The sequence below is a fragment of the Pseudomonas sp. BBP2017 genome (assembly GCF_003024385.1).
Classification (GTDB): domain Bacteria; phylum Pseudomonadota; class Gammaproteobacteria; order Pseudomonadales; family Pseudomonadaceae; genus Aquipseudomonas.
The window spans coordinates 26,395-45,585 of record NZ_PVZN01000009.1 but is presented as its reverse complement, the minus strand read 5'-3'; the positions used below and the strand labels follow the sequence as shown (position 1 = coordinate 45,585).

The window sequence follows — 19,191 nt, the reverse complement described above, 5'->3', positions numbered from 1 at the left end:
TTGTCATCAAGCCTGCGGGTCAGATCCGCGACAGGCATGGTCGTCAGGCAACCGGATCAGTATCCTAGCACCTCCTAGCCCGCTGACGCTAAGACCACGCGGGCAGTCCTACAGGTTAAACAACGTATGAATGCTCTAGCCCGCCGCGCCGCTGGCCTGTTGCTCAGCACAGTTTGTCTGCCGTTCGCCGCCTTTGCCGCCGATCCGCAACCCACCCACGAGTTCATTCTCGACAACGGCCTGAAAGTGGTCGTGCGCGAGGACCACCGTGCGCCGGTGGTGGTCTCGCAGATCTGGTACAAGGTCGGTTCCACCTATGAGTCCCCGGGCCAGACCGGTCTGTCCCACGCGCTGGAACACATGATGTTCAAGGGCAGCGAGAAACTCGGCCCCGGCGAAGCTTCGCGCATCCTGCGCGACCTGGGGGCCGAAGAGAACGCCTTCACCAGCGACGACTACACCGCTTACTACCAGGTTCTGGCCCGCGACCGCCTGCCGGTGGCCCTGGAACTGGAGGCTGACCGCATGAACAGCCTGCGCCTGCCAGCCGACGAATTCAGCCGCGAAATCGAGGTGATCAAGGAAGAGCGCCGTCTGCGCACCGACGACCAGCCCAACGCCAAGGCGTTCGAGCTGTTCAGCGCCATGGCCTTTCCGGCCAGCAGCTACCGCACCCCGACCATCGGCTGGATGGCTGACCTGAACCGCATGAAGGTCGAAGAGCTGCGCCACTGGTACCAATCCTGGTACACCCCGAACAACGCCACCCTGGTGGTGGTCGGTGACGTTACCGTTGATGAGGTCAAGGGCCTGGCCCAGCGTTTTTTTGGCACCATCCCCAAGCGCGCCCTGCCACCGGTCAAGCTGCCGCTGGAACTGGCGGAGCCGGGCCTGCGGGAAACCACCTTGCATGTGCGCACCCAGTTGCCGAGCCTGATCTACGGTTTCAACGTCCCGGGCCTGGCCACCGCCAAGGACCCGCGCACCGTGCACACCCTGCGCCTGATCGCGGCACTGCTCGACGGTGGCTATAGCGCCCGCCTGCCAAGCCAGCTGGAGCGCGGCCAAGAGCTGGTCTCCGGGGCCTCGTCCAACTACAACCCGTTCACCCGCGGCGACAGCCTGTTCCTGATCTCGGCCACGCCGAACCTGCAAAAGCACAAGACCCTGGCCGAGGTTGAAAGCGGCATCTGGAAGCTGCTCGACGAACTCAAGACCACCCCACCTTCGGCTGAAGAGCTGGAGCGCGTACGCGCCCAGGTGATCGCCGGCCTGGTCTACGACCGCGACTCCATCAGCAGCCAGGCCACGGCCATCGGCATGCTGGAAACCGTCGGCCTGTCGTGGAAACTGATCGACAGCGAACTCGACGAGCTGAAAAGCGTGACCCCGGCCGACATCCAGAACGCTGCGCGCACCTATTTCACCCGCGAACGCCTGAGCGTTGCCCACGTACTGCCCGAGGAGACCGCTCATGAGTGATCGCAGCGCACCCCGCTACACCCTGATCGGCCTCGGCATCCTGGCCCTGGTGGGCGGCTTGGCATTCTTTCTGGCCAAACCCGTGCAATCGGACAATGCCGCCCAGCCTGCCGCCAGCACTGCGGCCAAGCCGGCCAACACCCTGCAGACCCTGGCTGAGCTGGACGGCAAGGCGCCCAGCCGCCGGCAACTGAATATCCAGACCTGGAACACCACCGAAGGCGCCCGAGTGTTGTTCGTCGAAGCCCGCGAGCTGCCGATGTTCGACCTGCGCCTGACCTTTGCCGCCGGCAGCAGCCAGGACGGCGACGCCCCCGGCCTGGCAACGCTGACCAACGCCATGCTCAATGAAGGCGTGGCCGGCAAGGACGTCACTGCCATCGCCGAAGGCTTTGAAGGCCTGGGTGCAGACTTTGGCAATGGCGCCTACCGCGACATGGCCGTAGCCACCCTGCGCAGCTTGAGTGCTGCCGACAAGCGTGAACCGGCGCTCAAGCTGTTCGCTGAAGTGGTGGGCAAGCCGACCTTCCCGCAAAGCGCCCTTGAGCGCATCAAGAACCAGATGCAGGCCGGCTTCGAGTACCAAAAGCAGAATCCGGGCAAGCTGGCCGGTATCGCGCTGTTCGAGCACCTCTACGGCAAGCACCCATATGCCCACCCAAGCGATGGCACTGCCAAGAGCATCCCGCCGATCGCCCTGGAGCAACTGCGCGCCTTCCACGCCAAGGCCTATGCCGCTGGCAATGCCGTCATTGCCTTGGTCGGCGACCTCAGCCGTAGTGAAGCCGAAGCCATAGCCGCCCAGGTCTCGGCCGCCCTACCCAAAGGCCCGGGGCTGGCCAAAGTGGCTCAGCCCCGGGAACCAAAGCCGGGCACCACACACATCGACTTCCCGTCCAAGCAGACCCACCTGATGCTGGCCCAGCTGGGTATCGACCGCAACGACCCGGACTACGCGGCGCTGTCGCTGGGTAATCAGATTCTCGGTGGCGGTACCTTTGGCACCCGCCTGATGAGTGAAGTGCGCGAGAAACGCGGCCTGACCTACGGCGTCTACTCGGCCTTCAGCCCGATGCAGGTGCGTGGCCCGTTCATGATCAACCTGCAGACCCGTGCCGAGCTCAGCGAAGGCACCCTCAAGCTGGTCCAGGACATCCTCGCCGACTACCTCAAGAGCGGTCCGAGCCAGCAGGAACTGGATGATGCCAAGCGTGAACTGGCCGGCAGTTTCCCGCTGTCCAACGCCAGCAATGCGAGCATCGTCGGCCAGTTGGGCGCCATCGGCTTCTACGACCTGCCACTGACCTGGCTGGAAGACTACATGCAACAATCCCAGGCGCTGACCATCGAACAAGTCAAGGCCGCCCTGAACAAACACCTCGCCGCCGACAAGATGGTCATCGTCACCGCAGGTCCGAGCGTGCCGCAGAAACCTCTGCCGCCACCCACTGACAAACCCGCCGAGCAGCCGCTTGGTGTACCGGAGCATTAATGGCCAGTCCATCCGCAAAATCGGCCAAGCCACACAACGGCCAAGGCCAACTGCGCATCATTGCCGGCGAATGGCGCAGCCGCCGCCTGAGCTTCCCTGACGCACCAGGCCTGCGCCCCACCCCGGACCGGGTGCGCGAAACCCTGTTCAACTGGCTTGCCCCCCATATCGAAGGGGCCAAGGTACTGGATGCCTTTGCCGGCAGCGGCGCCCTGTATCTGGAAGCGTTGTCTCGCGGCGCCGCCGAGGCAGTCGCACTGGACAGCAACCCGGCGGCCATCGCCAGCCTGCGGCAAAACCTGGAACTGTTGCGCTGCCCGCGTGGCCAGTTGTTCCAGAGCGACGCCCAACGTTACTTGCAGGGTGAACCGAAGTTCACCTTCGACCTGGTGTTCCTCGACCCGCCGTTTCACCAGGACCTGCTGCCCACTACCTGCGCCCTGCTCGAAGAACGCCAGTGGCTGGCGGCCAACGCCTGGATCTACACCGAAAGCGAAACCCCGCCCTCAAGCCTGCAGCTGCCCGGCAATTGGCGCTTGCACCGAGAGAAAAAAGCCGGACAGGTGTATTACGCGCTCTGGCAGCGCGGCTGATTCACAGCACAACAGCGCAACGGGCATTACACTGCATAGCAACCGTTGCGCTTTTTTCAAGAGATACCTCCGATGTCTTCTGTCCCCCCCAGCTCCTTTAAACCTGCCCTGGGGCTGGGCAACCCGCATATCCAAACGCTGTGGGGACCACTGTGGCGAAAGTCGACCGAACTGCCCCGTCAACGCGAGCGGCTGTGGCTGGCCGACGGCGATTTCCTCGATCTTGACTGGCATGGCCCGCACGTAGCTAGCGCACCGCTGGTGCTGGTACTGCATGGCTTGACCGGGTCATCCCACTCGCCTTATGTCGTCGGATTGCAGCACGCGCTGGCCGGCCGCGGATGGGCTAGCGTGGCGGTGAATTGGCGCGGTTGTTCCGGCGAGCCCAACCTGCTCGCGCGCAGCTACCACTCAGGCGCCAGTGAAGACCTCGCCGAAGCCATCAGCCACCTGCGGGCCAGCCGTCCGCAGGCGCCGCTGTATGCCGTTGGCTACTCGCTGGGCGGCAATGTGCTGCTCAAGCATCTGGGTGAAGTGGGTTCGGCCAGCCAGTTGCAGGCCGCAGTGGCGGTATCCGTACCGTTTCGCCTGGATCACTGCGCTGACCGTATTGGCCTAGGCTTTTCCAAGATCTACCAGGCGCACTTCATGCGCGCCATGCTGGCCTACGTGAAAGACAAACAACGGCACTTCCAGCGCCACGGCCACCATGAGGGCCTGGCGGCGCTGGAGCGTCTCGGGTCGCTGGAGAATCTGCGCACATTTTGGGATTTCGATGGCCGGGTTACCGCGCCGCTCAATGGTTTTGCCGATGCCCAGGACTATTATCGCCGCGCCTCGAGCCGCTATTTTCTTGGCGAAAACCGCACACCGACGCTGATCATTCACTCCAGCGACGACCCGTTCGTATTCAGCCATAGCTTACCGTCGGCCAGAGAACTACCCAAGCAGACCACCTTCGAGCTGCACACCCGTGGTGGTCATGTCGGTTTTGTCGAGGGCAGCCTGCGCAATCCGGGGTATTACCTGGAGAGGCGGATACCACAGTGGCTGGGAGCGGGTTTGCCCGGCGATGCCCTTAATCCCCCGTAGCCACCTGCCGCGCAGGATCGGTGATCCACTCGCTCCACGACCCTGCATACAGCTTGCCCAGCGGATATCCGGCCAGCGCCAAGGCAAACAGGTTATGGCATGCGGTCACCCCGGACCCGCAATAAGCCACCAACTGCTCCGGCGCACGCGTGCCCAACGTCTCGGCAAAGCGCTTCTTGAGCTGACCTGCGGACAAAAACCGCCCGTCAGCGCCCAGGTTGTCGGTAAAGGCCGCACACTGCGCCCCCGGAATATGCCCGGCCACCGGATCGATCGGCTCAACCTCGCCGCGAAAACGTGGCAGGCCGCGGGCGTCGATAAGAGTCAGATCAGGCTGCCCCAGACGCTCAGCCAACTGTTTGGCATCAAGCACCAGTGCATCATCTGGCTCGCCACTGAAGGTGCCTTCTCGTTTGGCCGGGGCGTCGAGACTCAACGGCAACCCTGCCGCGTGCCAGGCCTTCAGGCCGCCATCCAGAATCGACACACCGCTTCGCTTGCCAAGCCAGACCAGTAGCCACCAGGCACGGGCGGCGAAAGCACCAGGGCCATCGTCATAGAGTACGATCTCACTGTCGTTATCGATCCCCCAGGCACGCAGTCGCTCGACCAGGTGTTGCGGGTCCGGCAAGGGATGGCGACCGGTCACGCCCTTGATGACTGGGCCGCTGAGGTCACGCTCAAGGTCGGTGAAATGCGCACCGGCAATATGCCCCTCGGCGTAGCTGCGCTGGCCATAATCGATGTCTTCCAGAGCAAAGCGGCAATCAAGTATCACCAGCGCCGGCGCCTCCAGGCGTTCGGCCAATTGCTGGGCGGTGATCAGTTGCGCGAGGGGCATGACAGTCTCCTGAACGATTGAACGGATAGGGCCTGGACGCTTATTGCTCCAGTGCCTGGTTGAGCGAAACGTAAAATTCCTGGCACAGGGCATCCACCGCCGGGCGGGCCTGAGCGGTAACAAAACCGAGTTCAAGGACCAGCACCTGATAGATACCGCGCTTGAAGGCATCCTCACTCAAGTGCGCCGAATTCTCCCGGGTGGTACATAGGAAACGTACCCAGGAGGTCAGCACGATCCAGGCGTTGAGGGTCAGCGACTCGATCTGCACGGCATCCATCTGCACGATCCCGGCGTCGACAAATCCACGGTAGATGGCCTGGCCCTGGATCAGGCAACGCTGGGAAAAACGCCGGTAACGCGCCGCCAGCTCCTTGTCACTGTCGAGCAGGTGTTCAAGGTCGCGATGCAAAAAGCGGTAGTCCCACATCGCCGCCAGCAGCTCCTTGAGGTAGAAGCGCTTGTCTTCGACGGTCGAAGGCCGCCCTTGCGGCGGGCGCAGGAAGCTTTCGACCTGCTCTTCATACTGGGTGAAGAGCACAGCGATGATTTCCTGCTTGTTAGCGAAGTGGTAGTACAGGTTGCCCGGGGAAATCTCCATATGGGCGGCGATGTGGTTGGTGCTGACACTGCGCTCGCCCTGCTGGTTGAACAGCTCCAGGCTGTTCTGCACGATGCGTTCGCGGGTCTTGATACGCGGGGCCATGATCAGCTCCAAAGGCCGAGCTTTGATTGAATAGGTCCATCTTACGGTTTATCCGAATGTGGATGTACCTGCCTGTGGTTAAAAAAGGATCGCAAAACACTCCGGCTAGAGTATAAGCTCTAGAAAAACAATGCCGTGGAGTTTCGCATGACTGCCGATGCTGCTCGTCCTTTACCTGTGACTGCCGTTGATGATCTTGCCGCCCAGTTCAACGCCCAGCGTCAGGCGTTTGCGGGCAATCCCATGCCGGCGTTGGCCCAACGCCGGCAATGGCTGAAAAGCCTGCGCCAACTAGTGCTCGCCCATCAGGACGCACTGATTGCAGCCATCAGCGAAGACTTCAGTGGCCGCAGTGCCGACGAAACCCGCCTGGCCGAACTGATGCCAAGCATCCAGGGCCTGCACCACGCCGAACGCCATCTCAAACAGTGGATGAAGGCCTCACCGCGCAAGGTCGGCCTGGCCTTCCAGCCGGCCAGCGCCAAGGTGCTGTATCAGCCACTGGGCGTGGTCGGGATCATCGTGCCGTGGAACTACCCGCTGTTTCTGGCCATCGGCCCTTTGACCGGCGCCCTGGCCGCTGGCAACCGGGTCATGCTCAAGCTCAGCGAAGCCACACCAGCGACCGGTCTGCTGCTCAAGCAATTGCTGCGAACGGCATTCCCCGAAGACCTGGTCAGTGTGGCGCTGGGCGACGCAGATGTCGGCGAAGCCTTCTCGCGCCTGCCCTTCGATCACCTGCTGTTCACTGGTGCTACCAGTGTCGGCCGCCATGTGATGCTGGCAGCAGCGCAGAATCTGACCCCGGTAACGCTGGAGCTGGGCGGTAAATCGCCAGCCATCGTCTCGACCACCGTGCCCCTGGCCGACGCTGCCGAACGCATTGCCTTCGGCAAGACCCTCAATGCCGGACAGACCTGCGTAGCGCCAGACTACGTGCTGGTGCCACGCGAACGCCTGGATGACTTCGCCACGGCCTACCGCAGCGTCGTTCATCGCTTCTACCCGACTGTGGCAGACAACCCGGACTACAGCGCGATCATCAACCCACGTCACCTGGCGCGCCTGGAAAGCTACCTGAGCGACGCCAGCGACAAGGGCGCGAAGATCATTGACCTTTACCCGCAAGAACCGCGACAAGGCCGGCGCTTGCCACCTCACCTGCTACTGCAGGTCAGTGACCAGATGCGTGTGATGCAGGACGAGATCTTCGGCCCGCTGCTGCCGCTGGTGCCCTACGACAGCCTTGATCAGGCACTTTCATACGTTAACCAGCGCCCTCGCCCCCTGGCGCTTTACTACTTTGGCTACGACCGGGCCGAGCAGCAGAAGGTTCTGGAACAGACCCACTCCGGTGGCGTCTGCCTCAACGACACCTTGCTGCACGTGGCCCAGGACGATCTGCCTTTTGGTGGCGTCGGCCCCTCAGGCATGGGCCACTACCACGGCCACGAGGGCTTTTTGACCTTCAGCAAGGCCAAGGCGGTGTTCGCCAAGCAGCGCTTCAACGCCGCACGGTTGATCTACCCCCCCTATGGCAAGGCCTTGAGCAAGCTGGTGTACAAACTCTTCATCCGCTAACACCACAACCAGGCACAACAATGACTACAAGTCTGCCTGCTACACCCGCCTTGAGCCGCCGCGGGTTGCTCAAGTTCAGCCTCGGCGCCAGCGCCTTTCTGGCCAGCGCCGGGTTGGGCGCCAGCCTCACCGGGTGCTCGGCGCAATCGCCGGCCAGCGGCTTCATCAGCCTGCGCCAGAGCGATCTGCCGATTCTGCGCACACTGATCCCGGTAATCCTGGCTGGTACAACAGCCGCCGAACACCTTGAAGCCATGCTGCAACAGCTGGACAACAAGCTCGCCAGCTTGTCCCCGGCCATGCTCAAACTGACTCTGCAACTGTTCGACGTACTCGCCCTGCCGGTGACCCGAGGGCCGCTGACCGGCATCTGGGGCAGCTGGGAAAACGCAAGCATCGAGCACATCCAGGCCTTTTTGCAGCGCTGGGAGAACAGTTCGCTGAATCTGTTGCGCATGGGCCATGCCTCGCTGCTGCAACTGTTGCAGATGGCCTGGTACGAGCTGCCTGAGTCCTGGGCGCACTGTGGCTACCCTGGGCCGCCCAAGGTCTGACTCAACTTATAACGACAAGAGGCTGAAGATGCCCGTACCCGACCTGTTTCGCGAAGGCCTTGACCGTGGCTGGAAAGCCCGTGACGCCTCGCGCCTGGACCACGACCTGAGCCTGGAAACCGATATCGCCATCATCGGCAGCGGCGCCGGGGGTGCCACCAGCGCCGAACTGCTCAGCGCTGCCGGGTTCAAGGTGCTGCTGATCGAAGAAGGCCCGCTCAAGACCAGCAGCGACTTCCATCTGCTTGAAGACCAGGCCTACGCCAACCTCTATCAAGAAGGCATCGGCCGCATGAGCAAGGATGGCGCCATCACCATCCTTCAAGGCCGCGCGGTGGGCGGTACCACCTTGATCAACTGGACCTCAAGCTTTCGCACCCCCGAGCCGACCCTGCAGCACTGGGCCAGCGAACACGGCGTCAAAGGCCTGAGCAGTGTCGAACTGGCCCCCTGGTTCGAACGCATGGAACAGCGCCTGGGCATCGCCCCCTGGGTCATGCCGCCGAATGCCAACAATGAGGTACTCAAACGCGGCTGCGCCGCCCTCGATTACAGTTGGGAGGTCATTCCACGTAACGTGCGCGGCTGCTGGAACCTGGGTTACTGCGGTATGGGCTGCCCGGTCAATGCCAAGCAATCGATGCTGGTCACCAGCATTCCCGCCACCCTGGAAAAAGGCGGCGAGTTGCTCTACCTGGCCCGCGCTGAACGCTTGATCCACGATGGCGAGCGCATCAGCGGCCTGCAATGCCTGGCCATGGATGCGCGCTGCGTGAACCCGATCGGGCGCAAGATTCAGATCAAGGCGCGCCACTACATCCTCGCCGGGGGTGGGATCAACAGCCCGGCCCTGCTGCTGCGCTCGGACGCGCCGGACCCGCATGAGCGCCTGGGCAAGCGCACGTTTCTGCACCTGGTCAACTTCAGTGCCGGGCTGTTCAAGGACAAGGTCAATCCGTTCTACGGCGCACCGCAATCGATCTACTCCGACCACTTTCAGTGGCGCGACGGCGTCAGCGGGCCGATCGGTTACAAACTCGAAGTGCCGCCGCTGCACCCGGCGCTGGCCAGCACCCTGCTGGGCAGCTTCGGCACTGAAAATGCCATGCGCATGGAACAACTGCCCAACACCCACGTGATGCTCGCGCTGCTGCGTGACGGTTTCCACCCGGACAGCATCGGCGGTGACGTCCAGTTGCGCGGCGATGGCTCGCCAGTGCTCGATTACCCGGTTTCGCCCTATGCCTGGGACGGTATACGCCGCGCCTTTCACAGCATGGCCGAAATCCAGTTCGCTGCAGGTGCCGAAGCGGTGCTGCCGTTGCACAGTGAAGGCCGTTACGTGAAAACCCTCGGCGAGGCCCGGCAGATGATCGACGGCCTGAGTCTTGAGCTGTTTCGCACGCGCCTGGGCAGCGCCCACGTCATGGGCGGTTGCGCCATGGGCGAAGACCCGCGCCAAGCCGTCTGCGACAGTCTGGGACGCCATCATCAGCTGGCCAACCTGTCGATCCACGACGGTTCGCTGTTCCCCACCAGCATCGGCGCCAACCCACAATTGTCGGTGTACGGCCTCAGCGCGCGGCTCACCGATGGCCTGATCGAACGCCTGGTTGCCGGGAGATGACAACAAATGGGCACCCTGTCTATAGTGCCTTCAGCGTGCGCAGGCGACTTGGCCGACTGCCACTGCTGCGATACCATCCGACTCCCCAACGCACTCCTGCCAGGACGACGCGATGAACCGAGTGTTGTACCCAGGTACTTTCGACCCTATTACCAAGGGCCATGGCGATTTGGTCGAGCGTGCCTCGCGGCTGTTCGACCAGGTGATCATTGCGGTCGCCGCCAGCCCCAAGAAAAACCCGCTGTTCCCGTTGGAACAACGGGTGGAACTGGCTCGTGAGGTCACCAAGCACCTGCCCAATGTCGAAGTCATCGGCTTCTCATCCTTGCTCGCGCACTTTGCCAAGGAGCAGCAGGCCAATGTGTTCCTGCGCGGCCTGCGTGCCGTCTCGGACTTCGAGTATGAGTTCCAGCTGGCGAACATGAACCGCCAGTTGGCACCGGACGTCGAAAGCCTGTTCCTCACCCCTTCCGAGCGTTATTCGTTCATTTCCTCGACCCTGGTCCGGGAAATTGCGGCACTGGGTGGCGACATCACGAAATTCGTCCATCCGGTGGTGGCCGACGCCCTGACCGAACGCTTCAGAAAGTGACATCGGTGATTTGACCACGGCGCCCGCGTGCACTGCGGGCGCTAATGCGGCACAATTGTGTCCATTGGTTTTCAAATGCCCGGGTTCTGAGCCCGGGCCGGAGTCCCCATGTCCCTGATCATCACCGACGATTGCATCAATTGCGACGTCTGCGAACCCGAGTGCCCGAACGCCGCTATTTCCCAGGGCGAAGAGATCTACGTGATCGACCCGAACCTGTGCACCCAGTGCGTCGGCCACTATGACGAGCCACAGTGCCAACAGGTCTGCCCGGTTGACTGCATCCCGCTGGATGAAGCCCATCCGGAGACCGAAGAGCAGTTGATGGAAAAATACCGCCGAATCACCGGCAAGGCCTGATGCCGTTCGTCGCCCGCCTCGCCCCTCTGGTTCTTGGCGCCGCACTGGCGCTGGGAACGGCCAGTGCCCTGGCACAAGGCCCGGGGCGGGCGGCGATTGCCAGCCCGCACGCTGAAGCCAGCGCTGCTGCGCGGGAAATCCTCGAACAAGGCGGTAATGCCTTCGATGCGGCAATTGCAGTCAGCGCTGCGCTGGCGGTCGTCGAGCCTTATGGTTCCGGGCTCGGTGGCGGCGGCTTCTTCCTCCTGCGCGAGGGCGACACGCCGGCACGCTACGCTTTTATCGACGCCCGCGAACGCGCGCCAGGAAAAGCCAGCGAAGCCATGTACCTGAAGGACGGCAAGGTTCAGCCTGGCCTGTCCATCAATGGCCCTCTGGCAGCAGCGATTCCAGGTTTGCCGGCAGCGCTGGCGGACCTTGCCGCACACTATGGCAAGCTGCCACTGAAAAACACCCTGGCCCCGGCCATTCGCCTGGCCAACCACGGTTTTGCCGTCGACCGCATTTACCGTGATCGGGCCAAGATGCGCTTGAGCGCCCTGCGCGACGACCCGGAAAGCGCCCGACTGTTCCTCACCAACGGTGAAGTGCCAGCCCTTGGCGCACAGATTCGCCAACCGGAACTGGCCGTGACCCTTGAGCGCCTGGCCAACCAGGGCCGCGAGGGTTTCTACAGCGGCCCGACTGCCCAGGCCATGGTTCAGGGCGTACAAGCCGCAGGCGGTATCTGGAGCCTGGATGACCTGGCCAACTACCGCACGGCCAAACGCGAACCGTTGCGTTACCAGCTGGCCGATCAGCGCGAACTGATCAGTGCCCCGCCGCCGTCCGCCGGTGGCGTAGCCCTGGCCCAGAGCCTGGCGATGCTTCAGCGTCTACCCTGGCAGAGTGCCGAGCCGGTGCAACGTAGCCATTACGTGCTGGAAGTACTGCGCCGCGCCTACCGCGACCGCGGCCTGCTCGGCGATCCGGATTACGTCGCCAACCCAATGCCGCAACTGCTGGCGCGCAGTTACCTGACCAGCCTTGCCGACAGCATCGACGTGCATCAGGCCACGCCAAGCAGCAGCCTGCCGCCCGCCCCAGCCTGGCGTGAAGGCGACCACACCACCCACTTCGCGGTGATCGACGCCGAAGGCAACGCCGTGGCCGCGACGCTGTCGGTCAACCTGCCATTCGGTGCGGCCTTCAGCGCACCCGGTACGGGCGTGGTGTTGAACAACGAAATGGATGACTTCGCTGCCGACCCGCGCGGCAGCAACAGTTATGGCCTGGCCGCCAGCCAGGCCAATGCCGTGGCTGCCGGCAAGCGGCCGCTGTCGAGCATGAGCCCGAGTTTCATCGAGAGTCCAACACAGTTCGCCGCCTTCGGCACACCCGGCGGCAGCCGGATTCCGAGCATGGTGCTATTGTCGATGCTTGGGTTTCTCGAAGGCAAGCCGGTCGCCAACTGGCCCGCAGTGCCGCGTTATCACCACCAGTACCTGCCGGATGTGGTCGAGCACGAACCGGGCGCGTTCAGCGCCGAACAGCAGCGCGAGCTAAATGCCCGCGGCTACCAGCTCAAGGATTTGGGCCGTACTTACGGCAATCAACAAGTGTTGTACTGGGATAAATCCAGTCAAGCCCTGGAAGCCGCCAGCGACCCGCGTGGCGTGGGTAGCGCCGAAGTGCTCAGCCCACGCTGAGCCCCCTCACTTCTGGCAGCGCGGGCAGAACACGCTGGCGCGCTGGCCGAGCTTGACCTCGCGCAGGATACTGCCGCAGACCTTGCAGGGCTCTTCCCGGCGTCCGTAAACGAACAGTTCCTGCTGGAAATAGCCCGGCTGGCCATCACCGCCGACAAAGTCGCGCAAGGTGGTGCCACCGCGCTCAATCGCGCAGGCGAGGATGCGCTTGATCTCGATCGCCAGCTTCAGATAACGCGCCCGTGAGATGCTCCCGGCCTCGCGGCGCGGATCGATGCCCGCAGCAAACAGGGCCTCGGTCGCATAGATGTTGCCGACGCCGACCACCACCGCGTTGTCCATGATGAACGGCTTGACCGCCATGGCCTTGCCCCGCGACAGCTGGAACAAGCGCTCACCATCGAACAGGTCGGTCAACGGTTCAGGGCCAAGCTTGATCAGCAGCTCATGATTGAGCGGATCGAGGCTCCAGAGCATCGCGCCAAAGCGGCGCGGGTCGGTATAGCGCAAGGCCAGGCCCGACTCCAGCTCGATATCCACATGTTCATGCTTGGCGGCTGGCAAGCCGATCTCGACCAGACGCAGATTGCCGGACATCCCCAGGTGACTGATCAGCGTCCCGACCTCGGCATTGAGCAGCAGGTACTTGGCGCGGCGCTCGACCTTGACGAAACGCTGCCCGGACAGGCGAACATCGAGGTCTTCGGGGATTGGCCAGCGCAGGCGCCGGTCGCGCACGATCACCCGGTTGACGCGCTGGCCTTCCAGGTAAGGCGCGATACCGCGCCGGGTGGTCTCGACTTCTGGTAGTTCCGGCATGGATCAGTGACTGCCCAATTCGCGAATGGTTTGCTTGAGGTTCTCAAAGTCGTACTCGGAAAGCCCCACATAGTCGAGCACCAGGTGCCCAACGGCATTCCACTCGTGGTCGACGCTCTGGTTGCCCAGCACCCGGTACGACGAGCAGATGTGCTCGGCCATCTTGAGGATCGCCAGCAGGTTCTTCAGTTGGCTGTTACGCACCGAATCATCGCTGAACACCGCCAGGGCATTGTGGTGGTTGGCGATGGCATTGCTCAGGTGCTCGGGCAGGCGCCAGGACTTGGCGGTGTAGTAACCGACCACTGCGTGGTTGGTGTTGAACACCTGGTTCTCGATGTCGACCACCCGCTTGTCGGCACCCGCATTGGCGTAGGCGTCTTCGAGCACGTCCATGTACTCGGGGAAGCGCTTGAGCATCAGCGGCACACCGCAGTCGTGAAACAGGCCCAGGGCATAGGCCTCGTCAACCGCCTGTGAGCCGATACGCTTGGCCAGGGTCAGGCAGGTCATGGCCACATCCTGGGCGGTGTCCCAGAAGCGGTTGAGGGTAACGATGGTGTCGTCGCTCATCTCGCCCTTGATCGACTGGGCGTTGATCAGGTTGATGATCGAACGACTGCCGAGCAGGTTCACCGCACGCTGGATCGAGGCAATCTTGTTGGTCAGGCCGTAATACGGCGAATTGACCAGCTTGAGCAAAGCGCCAGACAGGCCCGGGTCCTGGGCGATCAGTTTGGCGATCACCTCAAGGTCGGGATCAGGCATGTATTGCTCGAACTGAAGATCGACCATGATCTGCGGCTGTGGCGGCACGCTGATACCTTGCAAGGCGTGCTGGATCTGTTCGGCGGAGAGTTCCTGGGACATAAGTACACACTCGGGGCTGAGCGGCGATTCTAACCCGATCGTACCGGCCCGGGGTGAAGCGAAAGGCCACTGCTCTGTTGCAATTTGTCGCTATTCACATCAGCGCCACAGGCATCAGGTTATACTCCCGCTCTTTTTTCCCGGAGCGACGTCATGTCCCTGCCCAGCCTTCGTCTCAAAGCCAATGCCGACCGCCGCCTGCGCGCCGGCCACCTGTGGGTTTACAGCAACGAAATCGACGTCGCCGCGACCCCGCTGCATGGTTTCAAGGCCGGTGACCAGGCGATTCTGGAAACCGCCGGTGGCAAGGCCCTGGGCGTCGTCGCCATGAGCCCGAACAACCTGATCTGCGCCCGCCTGCTGTCGCGTGACGCCAAGCTGGCGCTGGACAAGTCGCTGCTGGTGCACCGCATCAACGTTGCCCTGTCGTTGCGAGAGCGTCTGTTCGACAAGCCGTTCTACCGCCTGGTGTACGGTGACTCCGACCTGTTGCCAGGCCTGGTCGTCGATCGCTTCGGCGATATTCTGGTCGTTCAGTTGGCCTCGGCCACCATGGAACAACACAAGGACGACGTCATCGCCGCCCTGGTGCAGGTCCTCAAGCCAAGCGGCATCCTGTTCAAGAACGACTCGGCCGCCCGTGACGCCGAAGGCCTGAACCGTTACGTCGAAACCGTATTCGGCCTGGTGCCGGAGTGGGTTGCCCTGGAAGAGAACGGCGTCAAATTCGAAGCCCCGGTAATGGAAGGCCAGAAGACCGGCTGGTTCTACGACCACCGCATGAACCGCGCGCGCCTGGCGCCGTACGTTCAGGGCAAGCGTGTTCTCGACTTGTTCAGCTACATCGGTGGCTGGGGCGTGCAGGCTGGCGCCTTCGGTGCCAGCGAAGTGTTCTGCGTCGACGCCTCGGGCTTTGCCCTCGATGGCGTGGAGCGCAACGCCGCGCTCAATGGCATTGCCGAGAAACTCACCTGCATTGAAGGCGACGTGTTCGAAGCACTGAAGGAACTCAAGGCCTCCGAAGAGCGTTTCGACGTAATCGTTGCCGACCCGCCCGCCTTCATCAAGCGCAAGAAAGACCTGAAAAACGGTGAAGGCGCTTACCGCCGCCTGAACGAACAGGCCATGCGCCTGCTGACCAAAGACGGCATTCTGGTCAGCGCCTCGTGCTCGATGCACTTGCCCGAGGACGACCTGCAGAACATCCTGCTGACCAGCGCTCGTCATCTGGATCGCAACATCCAGCTGCTCGAACGCGGCGGCCAGGGCCCGGATCATCCGGTCCACCCGGCGATCCCGGAAACCCGTTACATCAAGAGCATTACCTGCCGGTTGCTGCCTAACGGCTAAGTAGCAGAGTGAATGAATCCCGGCCAAGGGCCGGGATTCTCGCTTTCAGATATCCAGCACCTGCGAAGCAATCCCGAAGTACACCAGTACTCCGGCGGCATCGGCAATCGAGGTCACCAAGGGCCCGCTGGCGGTGGCCGGGTCGAGCTTCATGCGGCTTAGCAGAAACGGCAGGCTCATGCCGATCAAGCTGCCCAACAAGACAATCACCAACATGCTGCTGGCGACGATCAGCGCAATATCCGGGCCGCCTCGCAACACCCCCAACGACGCCACCGCAACAGCCATGGTGCTACCCAGGGCCAAGGCCACCCCACACTCCCGCCCGAGCAGGCTCAACCAGTCGCGCATGACCACCTCTCCGGTAGCCAGGGCACGGACCATCAGCGTCGCCGACTGGGCCCCGGCATTGCCGCCACTGTCGACCAGCAACGGCAGGAAGAACACCAGGGCGATATGCGCGGCGATGGTGTCTTCGAAAGCGGCAATACCCGCCCCGGAAAACAGGTTGCCGAACACCAGCAACACCAGCCAGAGCACGCGTTTGCGATAGAGCAAACCCACCGTGGCAGTCTTCAGGTTGCCCAGATGGGTACCGATCAGCGCGCCTTTATGGAAGTCCTCGGTGGCCTCCTCGACCACCACATCCATGGCATCGTCACAAGTGACGATGCCCACCAGACGTCCGCCGCTGTCCAGCACAGGCAAGGCCAGCAGGTCGTGTTCGCTGATCAGTCTGGCCACTTCTTCCTGAGAGGTGGCAGTGCTGACACTGAGTACCGGACGCACCATCAGTTGCTCTACCGGCAACTCGGGTGTGGCAAGAATCAGCTCGCGCAGGGACAGCGTGCCAAGCAGGTTGCCCTGCTCGTCGAGCACGTAGGACTGATAGATGGTCTCGGCATCAGCGGCTTCGCGGCGCAGCATATCGATGGCCTGGCTTGCGCTCAGGCCGCTGCAGATGCAGGAGTAATGGCTGCTCATCAGCGCCCCAGCGGTACCGGTAGGGTAGCAGCCGACCTGCAGCAGGTGGTCGCGACGAGCCTGGGCTTGTTCGCGTGGCAAGGCCAATCCGCCCAGGTTTGCTTCGTGGATTGTGGTCATATCGATCTCCAGGCAGCAGTGCAGGTGCCTGGAGGCCGACCGACAAGGCTATCGGTCAGCTAACGGGCAGCCCTGACGCCACTGCATTCAGTGCCAGAATGTAGGTTCGCGATGAACTGAAACTGGGAAGGTCCATTAAGGGTGTCGTCTCGTAAGCCGCACATGCGGCGCGGGGATGATAGCCAGTCCGGAGAGCGGAAACAGCTGCTTTTCCGGGTTTTAGTGGCATTTCAGAACAGTCTTACAGAGGATCTGACAGACCAATTGCGGAACAACATCGCCGCCGATCACCACCAACTATCCACAACGCCATTCCTTCGCGGCGCCAGCGGTGTAGAATCGGGCTATTCATCGCCAGTCATCCCCGGCGGGTTTATGAGCTCTGGCCGAGCGCACGGCGATCCCGCGGCGATCTCGGCTTCATCCGTACCAGCGGCCACCTGCCTTCGGTGCAAAGGACAAGAGAAGCTCACTCCCCTTTTTGTTACCTGCTTAGCCGCCAGGAGTGCTTCATGCCTGATTACCGCTCAAAAACGTCCACCCACGGTCGCAATATGGCCGGCGCACGCGCCTTGTGGCGTGCCACCGGGATGAAAGACGAGGACTTTAAAAAGCCAATCATCGCCATCGCCAACTCGTTCACCCAGTTCGTCCCGGGGCATGTGCACCTGAAGGACCTGGGCCAACTGGTCGCCCGCGAAATCGAACGCGCCGGTGGCGTGGCCAAGGAGTTCAATACCATCGCGGTCGACGATGGCATCGCCATGGGCCACGATGGCATGCTCTATTCGCTGCCAAGCCGCGAGATCATCGCCGACTCGGTCGAGTACATGGTCAACGCCCACTGCGCCGACGCTATCGTGTGCATTTCCAACTGCGACAAGATCACCCCCGGCATGCTCATGGCTGCCCTGCGCCTGAACATTCCGGTGATTTTCGTTTCCGGTGGGCCGATGGAAGCCGGCAAGACCAAGCTGGCCAGCCATGGCCTGGACCTGGTCGATGCCATGGTCATCGCCGCAGATTCGACTGCTTCCGACGAAAAAGTCGCCGAATACGAGCGCAGCGCCTGCCCGACCTGCGGCTCCTGCTCCGGCATGTTCACCGCCAACTCGATGAACTGCCTGACCGAAGCACTGGGCCTGGCTTTGCCGGGCAACGGTTCGACCCTGGCCACCCACAGCGACCGCGAGCAGCTGTTCCTGCAGGCCGGCCGCACCATCGTCGAGCTGTGCAAGCGCTACTACGGCGACAATGACCAGAGCGTCCTGCCGCGTAATATTGCCAACTTCAAGGCGTTCGAGAACGCCATGATGCTCGACATCGCCATGGGCGGTTCGACCAACACCATCCTGCACCTGCTGGCTGCCGCCCAGGAAGCCGAGATCGACTTCGACCTGCGCGATATCGATCGTCTGTCACGCAAAGTGCCACAGCTGTGCAAAGTCGCGCCGAACATCCAGAAGTACCACATGGAAGACGTCCATCGCGCTGGCGGCATCTTTAGCATCCTCGGTTCGCTGGCCCGTGGTGGTCTGCTGCACACCGACCTGCCGACCGTGCATAGCCCGAGCATGGAAGAAGCCATCGCCAAGTGGGACATCACCCAGACCGACGACGAAGCGGTGCACCACTTCTTCAAGGCCGGTCCGGCCGGTATTCCGACCCAGACCGCGTTCAGTCAGTCGACCCGCTGGCCGAGCCTGGATGACGACCGTGAAAACGGCTGCATCCGCAGTGTCGAGCACGCTTACTCGCAAGAGGGTGGCCTGGCCGTGCTGTACGGCAACATCGCCCTGGACGGTTGCGTGGTGAAGACTGCGGGTGTCGATGAATCCATCCATGTGTTCGAAGGCAACGCGAAAATATTCGAAAGCCAGGACAGCGCCGTGCGCGGCATCCTTGCCGACGAAGTGAAAGAAGGCGATATCGTCATCATCCGCTACGAAGGCCCGAAAGGCGGCCCGGGCATGCAGGAAATGCTCTATCCGACCTCCTACCTGAAATCCAAAGGCCTGGGCAAAGCTTGCGCCCTGCTCACCGACGGTCGCTTCTCCGGCGGCACTTCGGGCCTGTCCATCGGCCACGCTTCTCCTGAAGCGGCTGCCGGCGGCGCCATCGGCCTGGTGCAGGACGGCGACAAGGTGCTGATCGACATCCCCAACCGCTCGATCAACTTGCTGGTCAGCGATGAAGAGTTGGCGGCACGTCGTGTCGAACAGGACAAGAAAGGCTGGAAGCCGGTGGAAGTACGCCCACGTAAAGTGACCACCGCACTGAAAGCCTACGCCCTGCTGGCCACCAGCGCCGACAAGGGCGCGGTACGCAACAAGGCGTTGCTCGACGGGCTGTAAGTCGACGCAGTACAAAAAAACCGGCGCCTTGTGCGCCGGTTTTTTGTTCAACAGCATCGCGGGGCAAGCCCGCGATGGTTTCAGCC

The 19,191-nt window shown here is 62.5% G+C and carries 17 protein-coding genes; 12 read left to right on the top strand and 5 right to left on the bottom strand.

The features are described 5' to 3' along the window. The first annotated feature begins 126 nt into the window (after nucleotides 1-126). From C6382_RS13075 to C6382_RS13060, 4 genes are all read left to right on the top strand, one after another. Nucleotides 127-1,482 (top strand): pitrilysin family protein, encoded by a 1,356-nt coding sequence (locus C6382_RS13075; protein ID WP_107024862.1) that lies wholly within the window; start codon nucleotides 127-129, stop codon nucleotides 1,480-1,482. Beyond that, nucleotides 1,475-2,974 carry a pitrilysin family protein gene (locus tag C6382_RS13070; RefSeq protein ID WP_107024861.1) on the top strand — a complete coding sequence of 500 codons (1,500 nt, stop codon included), beginning with the start codon at nucleotides 1,475-1,477 and terminating at the stop codon, nucleotides 2,972-2,974. Before C6382_RS13075 ends, C6382_RS13070 begins: the two co-directional genes overlap by 8 nt. Further along, on the top strand, nucleotides 2,974-3,567 hold the full coding sequence (gene rsmD / locus C6382_RS13065) for a 16S rRNA (guanine(966)-N(2))-methyltransferase RsmD (protein WP_107024860.1): 594 nt from the start codon (nucleotides 2,974-2,976) through the stop codon (nucleotides 3,565-3,567). The genes C6382_RS13070 and rsmD overlap by 1 nt, the downstream gene beginning before the upstream one ends. A 72-nt stretch (nucleotides 3,568-3,639) precedes the next feature. Then, nucleotides 3,640-4,659 carry a hydrolase gene (locus tag C6382_RS13060; RefSeq protein WP_107024859.1) on the top strand — a complete coding sequence of 340 codons (1,020 nt, stop codon included), beginning with the start codon at nucleotides 3,640-3,642 and terminating at the stop codon, nucleotides 4,657-4,659. Here the strand turns inward: C6382_RS13060 and C6382_RS13055 are convergent. Further along, nucleotides 4,646-5,500 carry a sulfurtransferase gene (locus tag C6382_RS13055; RefSeq protein WP_107024858.1) on the bottom strand — a complete coding sequence of 285 codons (855 nt, stop codon included), beginning with the start codon at nucleotides 5,498-5,500 and terminating at the stop codon, nucleotides 4,646-4,648. The two genes, C6382_RS13060 and C6382_RS13055, sit on opposite strands and share 14 nt — an antisense overlap. A 40-nt stretch (nucleotides 5,501-5,540) precedes the next feature. Next, nucleotides 5,541-6,206 carry a TetR/AcrR family transcriptional regulator gene (locus C6382_RS13050; RefSeq protein WP_107024857.1) on the bottom strand — a complete coding sequence of 222 codons (666 nt, stop codon included), beginning with the start codon at nucleotides 6,204-6,206 and terminating at the stop codon, nucleotides 5,541-5,543. 147 nt (nucleotides 6,207-6,353) lie between these two features. On the opposite strand from C6382_RS13050, the gene C6382_RS13045 reads away from it, so the two are divergent. The 6 genes from C6382_RS13045 to ggt all read left to right on the top strand — a co-directional run bounded on the left by C6382_RS13045 (nucleotide 6,354) and on the right by ggt (nucleotide 12,608). Continuing rightward, nucleotides 6,354-7,787, top strand: coding sequence for a coniferyl aldehyde dehydrogenase (locus C6382_RS13045; RefSeq protein WP_107024856.1), 1,434 nt, complete (start codon nucleotides 6,354-6,356; stop codon nucleotides 7,785-7,787). Between the two features lie 20 nt (nucleotides 7,788-7,807). After that, nucleotides 7,808-8,341: a twin-arginine translocation pathway signal protein gene (locus C6382_RS13040; RefSeq protein WP_107024855.1), complete on the top strand. Its 534-nt coding sequence runs from the start codon at nucleotides 7,808-7,810 to the stop codon at nucleotides 8,339-8,341. Between the two features lie 28 nt (nucleotides 8,342-8,369). Beyond that, nucleotides 8,370-9,968 (top strand): GMC family oxidoreductase, encoded by a 1,599-nt coding sequence (locus C6382_RS13035; RefSeq protein WP_107024854.1) that lies wholly within the window; start codon nucleotides 8,370-8,372, stop codon nucleotides 9,966-9,968. Between the two features lie 112 nt (nucleotides 9,969-10,080). Beyond that, entirely contained in the window at nucleotides 10,081-10,560 is a 480-nt protein-coding gene (coaD, locus tag C6382_RS13030; RefSeq protein WP_107024853.1) for a pantetheine-phosphate adenylyltransferase, read from the top strand. A gap of 108 nt (nucleotides 10,561-10,668) precedes the next feature. Next, nucleotides 10,669-10,920, top strand: a complete 252-nt coding sequence (locus tag C6382_RS13025) for a YfhL family 4Fe-4S dicluster ferredoxin (RefSeq protein ID WP_010222176.1) — start codon at nucleotides 10,669-10,671, stop codon at nucleotides 10,918-10,920. After that, nucleotides 10,920-12,608, top strand: coding sequence for a gamma-glutamyltransferase (gene ggt / locus C6382_RS13020; protein WP_107024852.1), 1,689 nt, complete (start codon nucleotides 10,920-10,922; stop codon nucleotides 12,606-12,608). The genes C6382_RS13025 and ggt overlap by 1 nt, the downstream gene beginning before the upstream one ends. 6 nt (nucleotides 12,609-12,614) lie before the next feature. Here ggt and mutM read toward each other — a convergent pair whose 3' ends face one another. Together mutM and C6382_RS13010 are read right to left on the bottom strand one after the other, a co-directional pair. Then, nucleotides 12,615-13,427, bottom strand: coding sequence for a bifunctional DNA-formamidopyrimidine glycosylase/DNA-(apurinic or apyrimidinic site) lyase (gene mutM, locus C6382_RS13015; protein WP_107024851.1), 813 nt, complete (start codon nucleotides 13,425-13,427; stop codon nucleotides 12,615-12,617). A gap of 3 nt (nucleotides 13,428-13,430) precedes the next feature. Beyond that, entirely contained in the window at nucleotides 13,431-14,243 is an 813-nt protein-coding gene (locus C6382_RS13010; RefSeq protein ID WP_178082774.1) for an HDOD domain-containing protein, read from the bottom strand. 207 nt (nucleotides 14,244-14,450) lie between these two features. On the opposite strand from C6382_RS13010, the gene C6382_RS13005 reads away from it, so the two are divergent. Continuing rightward, nucleotides 14,451-15,647 (top strand): class I SAM-dependent rRNA methyltransferase, encoded by a 1,197-nt coding sequence (locus tag C6382_RS13005; RefSeq protein WP_107024849.1) that lies wholly within the window; start codon nucleotides 14,451-14,453, stop codon nucleotides 15,645-15,647. 45 nt (nucleotides 15,648-15,692) lie between these two features. On the opposite strand, the gene mgtE is transcribed toward C6382_RS13005, so the two are convergent. After that, nucleotides 15,693-16,751 (bottom strand): magnesium transporter, encoded by a 1,059-nt coding sequence (gene mgtE, locus C6382_RS13000; protein WP_107024848.1) that lies wholly within the window; start codon nucleotides 16,749-16,751, stop codon nucleotides 15,693-15,695. A 512-nt stretch (nucleotides 16,752-17,263) separates the two neighbouring features. Between mgtE and ilvD the strand changes: the two genes are divergently transcribed. Further along, nucleotides 17,264-19,105, top strand: a complete 1,842-nt coding sequence (ilvD, locus tag C6382_RS12995; RefSeq protein ID WP_107024847.1) for a dihydroxy-acid dehydratase — start codon at nucleotides 17,264-17,266, stop codon at nucleotides 19,103-19,105. Nucleotides 19,106-19,191 lie beyond the last annotated feature (86 nt).

Bases quoted from the DNA above. Each gene is read 5' to 3' on its own strand.
- coaD (WP_107024853.1), top strand. From the start codon at position 10,081: ATGAACCGAGTGTTGTACCCAGGTACTTTCGACCCTATTACCAAGGGC.
- C6382_RS13050 (WP_107024857.1), bottom strand. From the start codon at position 6,206: ATGGCCCCGCGTATCAAGACCCGCGAACGCATCGTGCAGAACAGCCTG.
- mutM (WP_107024851.1), bottom strand. From the start codon at position 13,427: ATGCCGGAACTACCAGAAGTCGAGACCACCCGGCGCGGTATCGCGCCT.
- C6382_RS13070 (WP_107024861.1), top strand. From the start codon at position 1,475: ATGAGTGATCGCAGCGCACCCCGCTACACCCTGATCGGCCTCGGCATC.
- C6382_RS13005 (WP_107024849.1), top strand. From the start codon at position 14,451: ATGTCCCTGCCCAGCCTTCGTCTCAAAGCCAATGCCGACCGCCGCCTG.
- mgtE (WP_107024848.1), bottom strand. From the start codon at position 16,751: ATGACCACAATCCACGAAGCAAACCTGGGCGGATTGGCCTTGCCACGC.
- C6382_RS13025 (WP_010222176.1), top strand. From the start codon at position 10,669: ATGTCCCTGATCATCACCGACGATTGCATCAATTGCGACGTCTGCGAA.
- C6382_RS13035 (WP_107024854.1), top strand. From the start codon at position 8,370: ATGCCCGTACCCGACCTGTTTCGCGAAGGCCTTGACCGTGGCTGGAAA.
- C6382_RS13075 (WP_107024862.1), top strand. From the start codon at position 127: ATGAATGCTCTAGCCCGCCGCGCCGCTGGCCTGTTGCTCAGCACAGTT.
- C6382_RS13040 (WP_107024855.1), top strand. From the start codon at position 7,808: ATGACTACAAGTCTGCCTGCTACACCCGCCTTGAGCCGCCGCGGGTTG.
- C6382_RS13055 (WP_107024858.1), bottom strand. From the start codon at position 5,500: ATGCCCCTCGCGCAACTGATCACCGCCCAGCAATTGGCCGAACGCCTG.
- ggt (WP_107024852.1), top strand. From the start codon at position 10,920: ATGCCGTTCGTCGCCCGCCTCGCCCCTCTGGTTCTTGGCGCCGCACTG.
- rsmD (WP_107024860.1), top strand. From the start codon at position 2,974: ATGGCCAGTCCATCCGCAAAATCGGCCAAGCCACACAACGGCCAAGGC.
- C6382_RS13060 (WP_107024859.1), top strand. From the start codon at position 3,640: ATGTCTTCTGTCCCCCCCAGCTCCTTTAAACCTGCCCTGGGGCTGGGC.
- C6382_RS13045 (WP_107024856.1), top strand. From the start codon at position 6,354: ATGACTGCCGATGCTGCTCGTCCTTTACCTGTGACTGCCGTTGATGAT.
- ilvD (WP_107024847.1), top strand. From the start codon at position 17,264: ATGCCTGATTACCGCTCAAAAACGTCCACCCACGGTCGCAATATGGCC.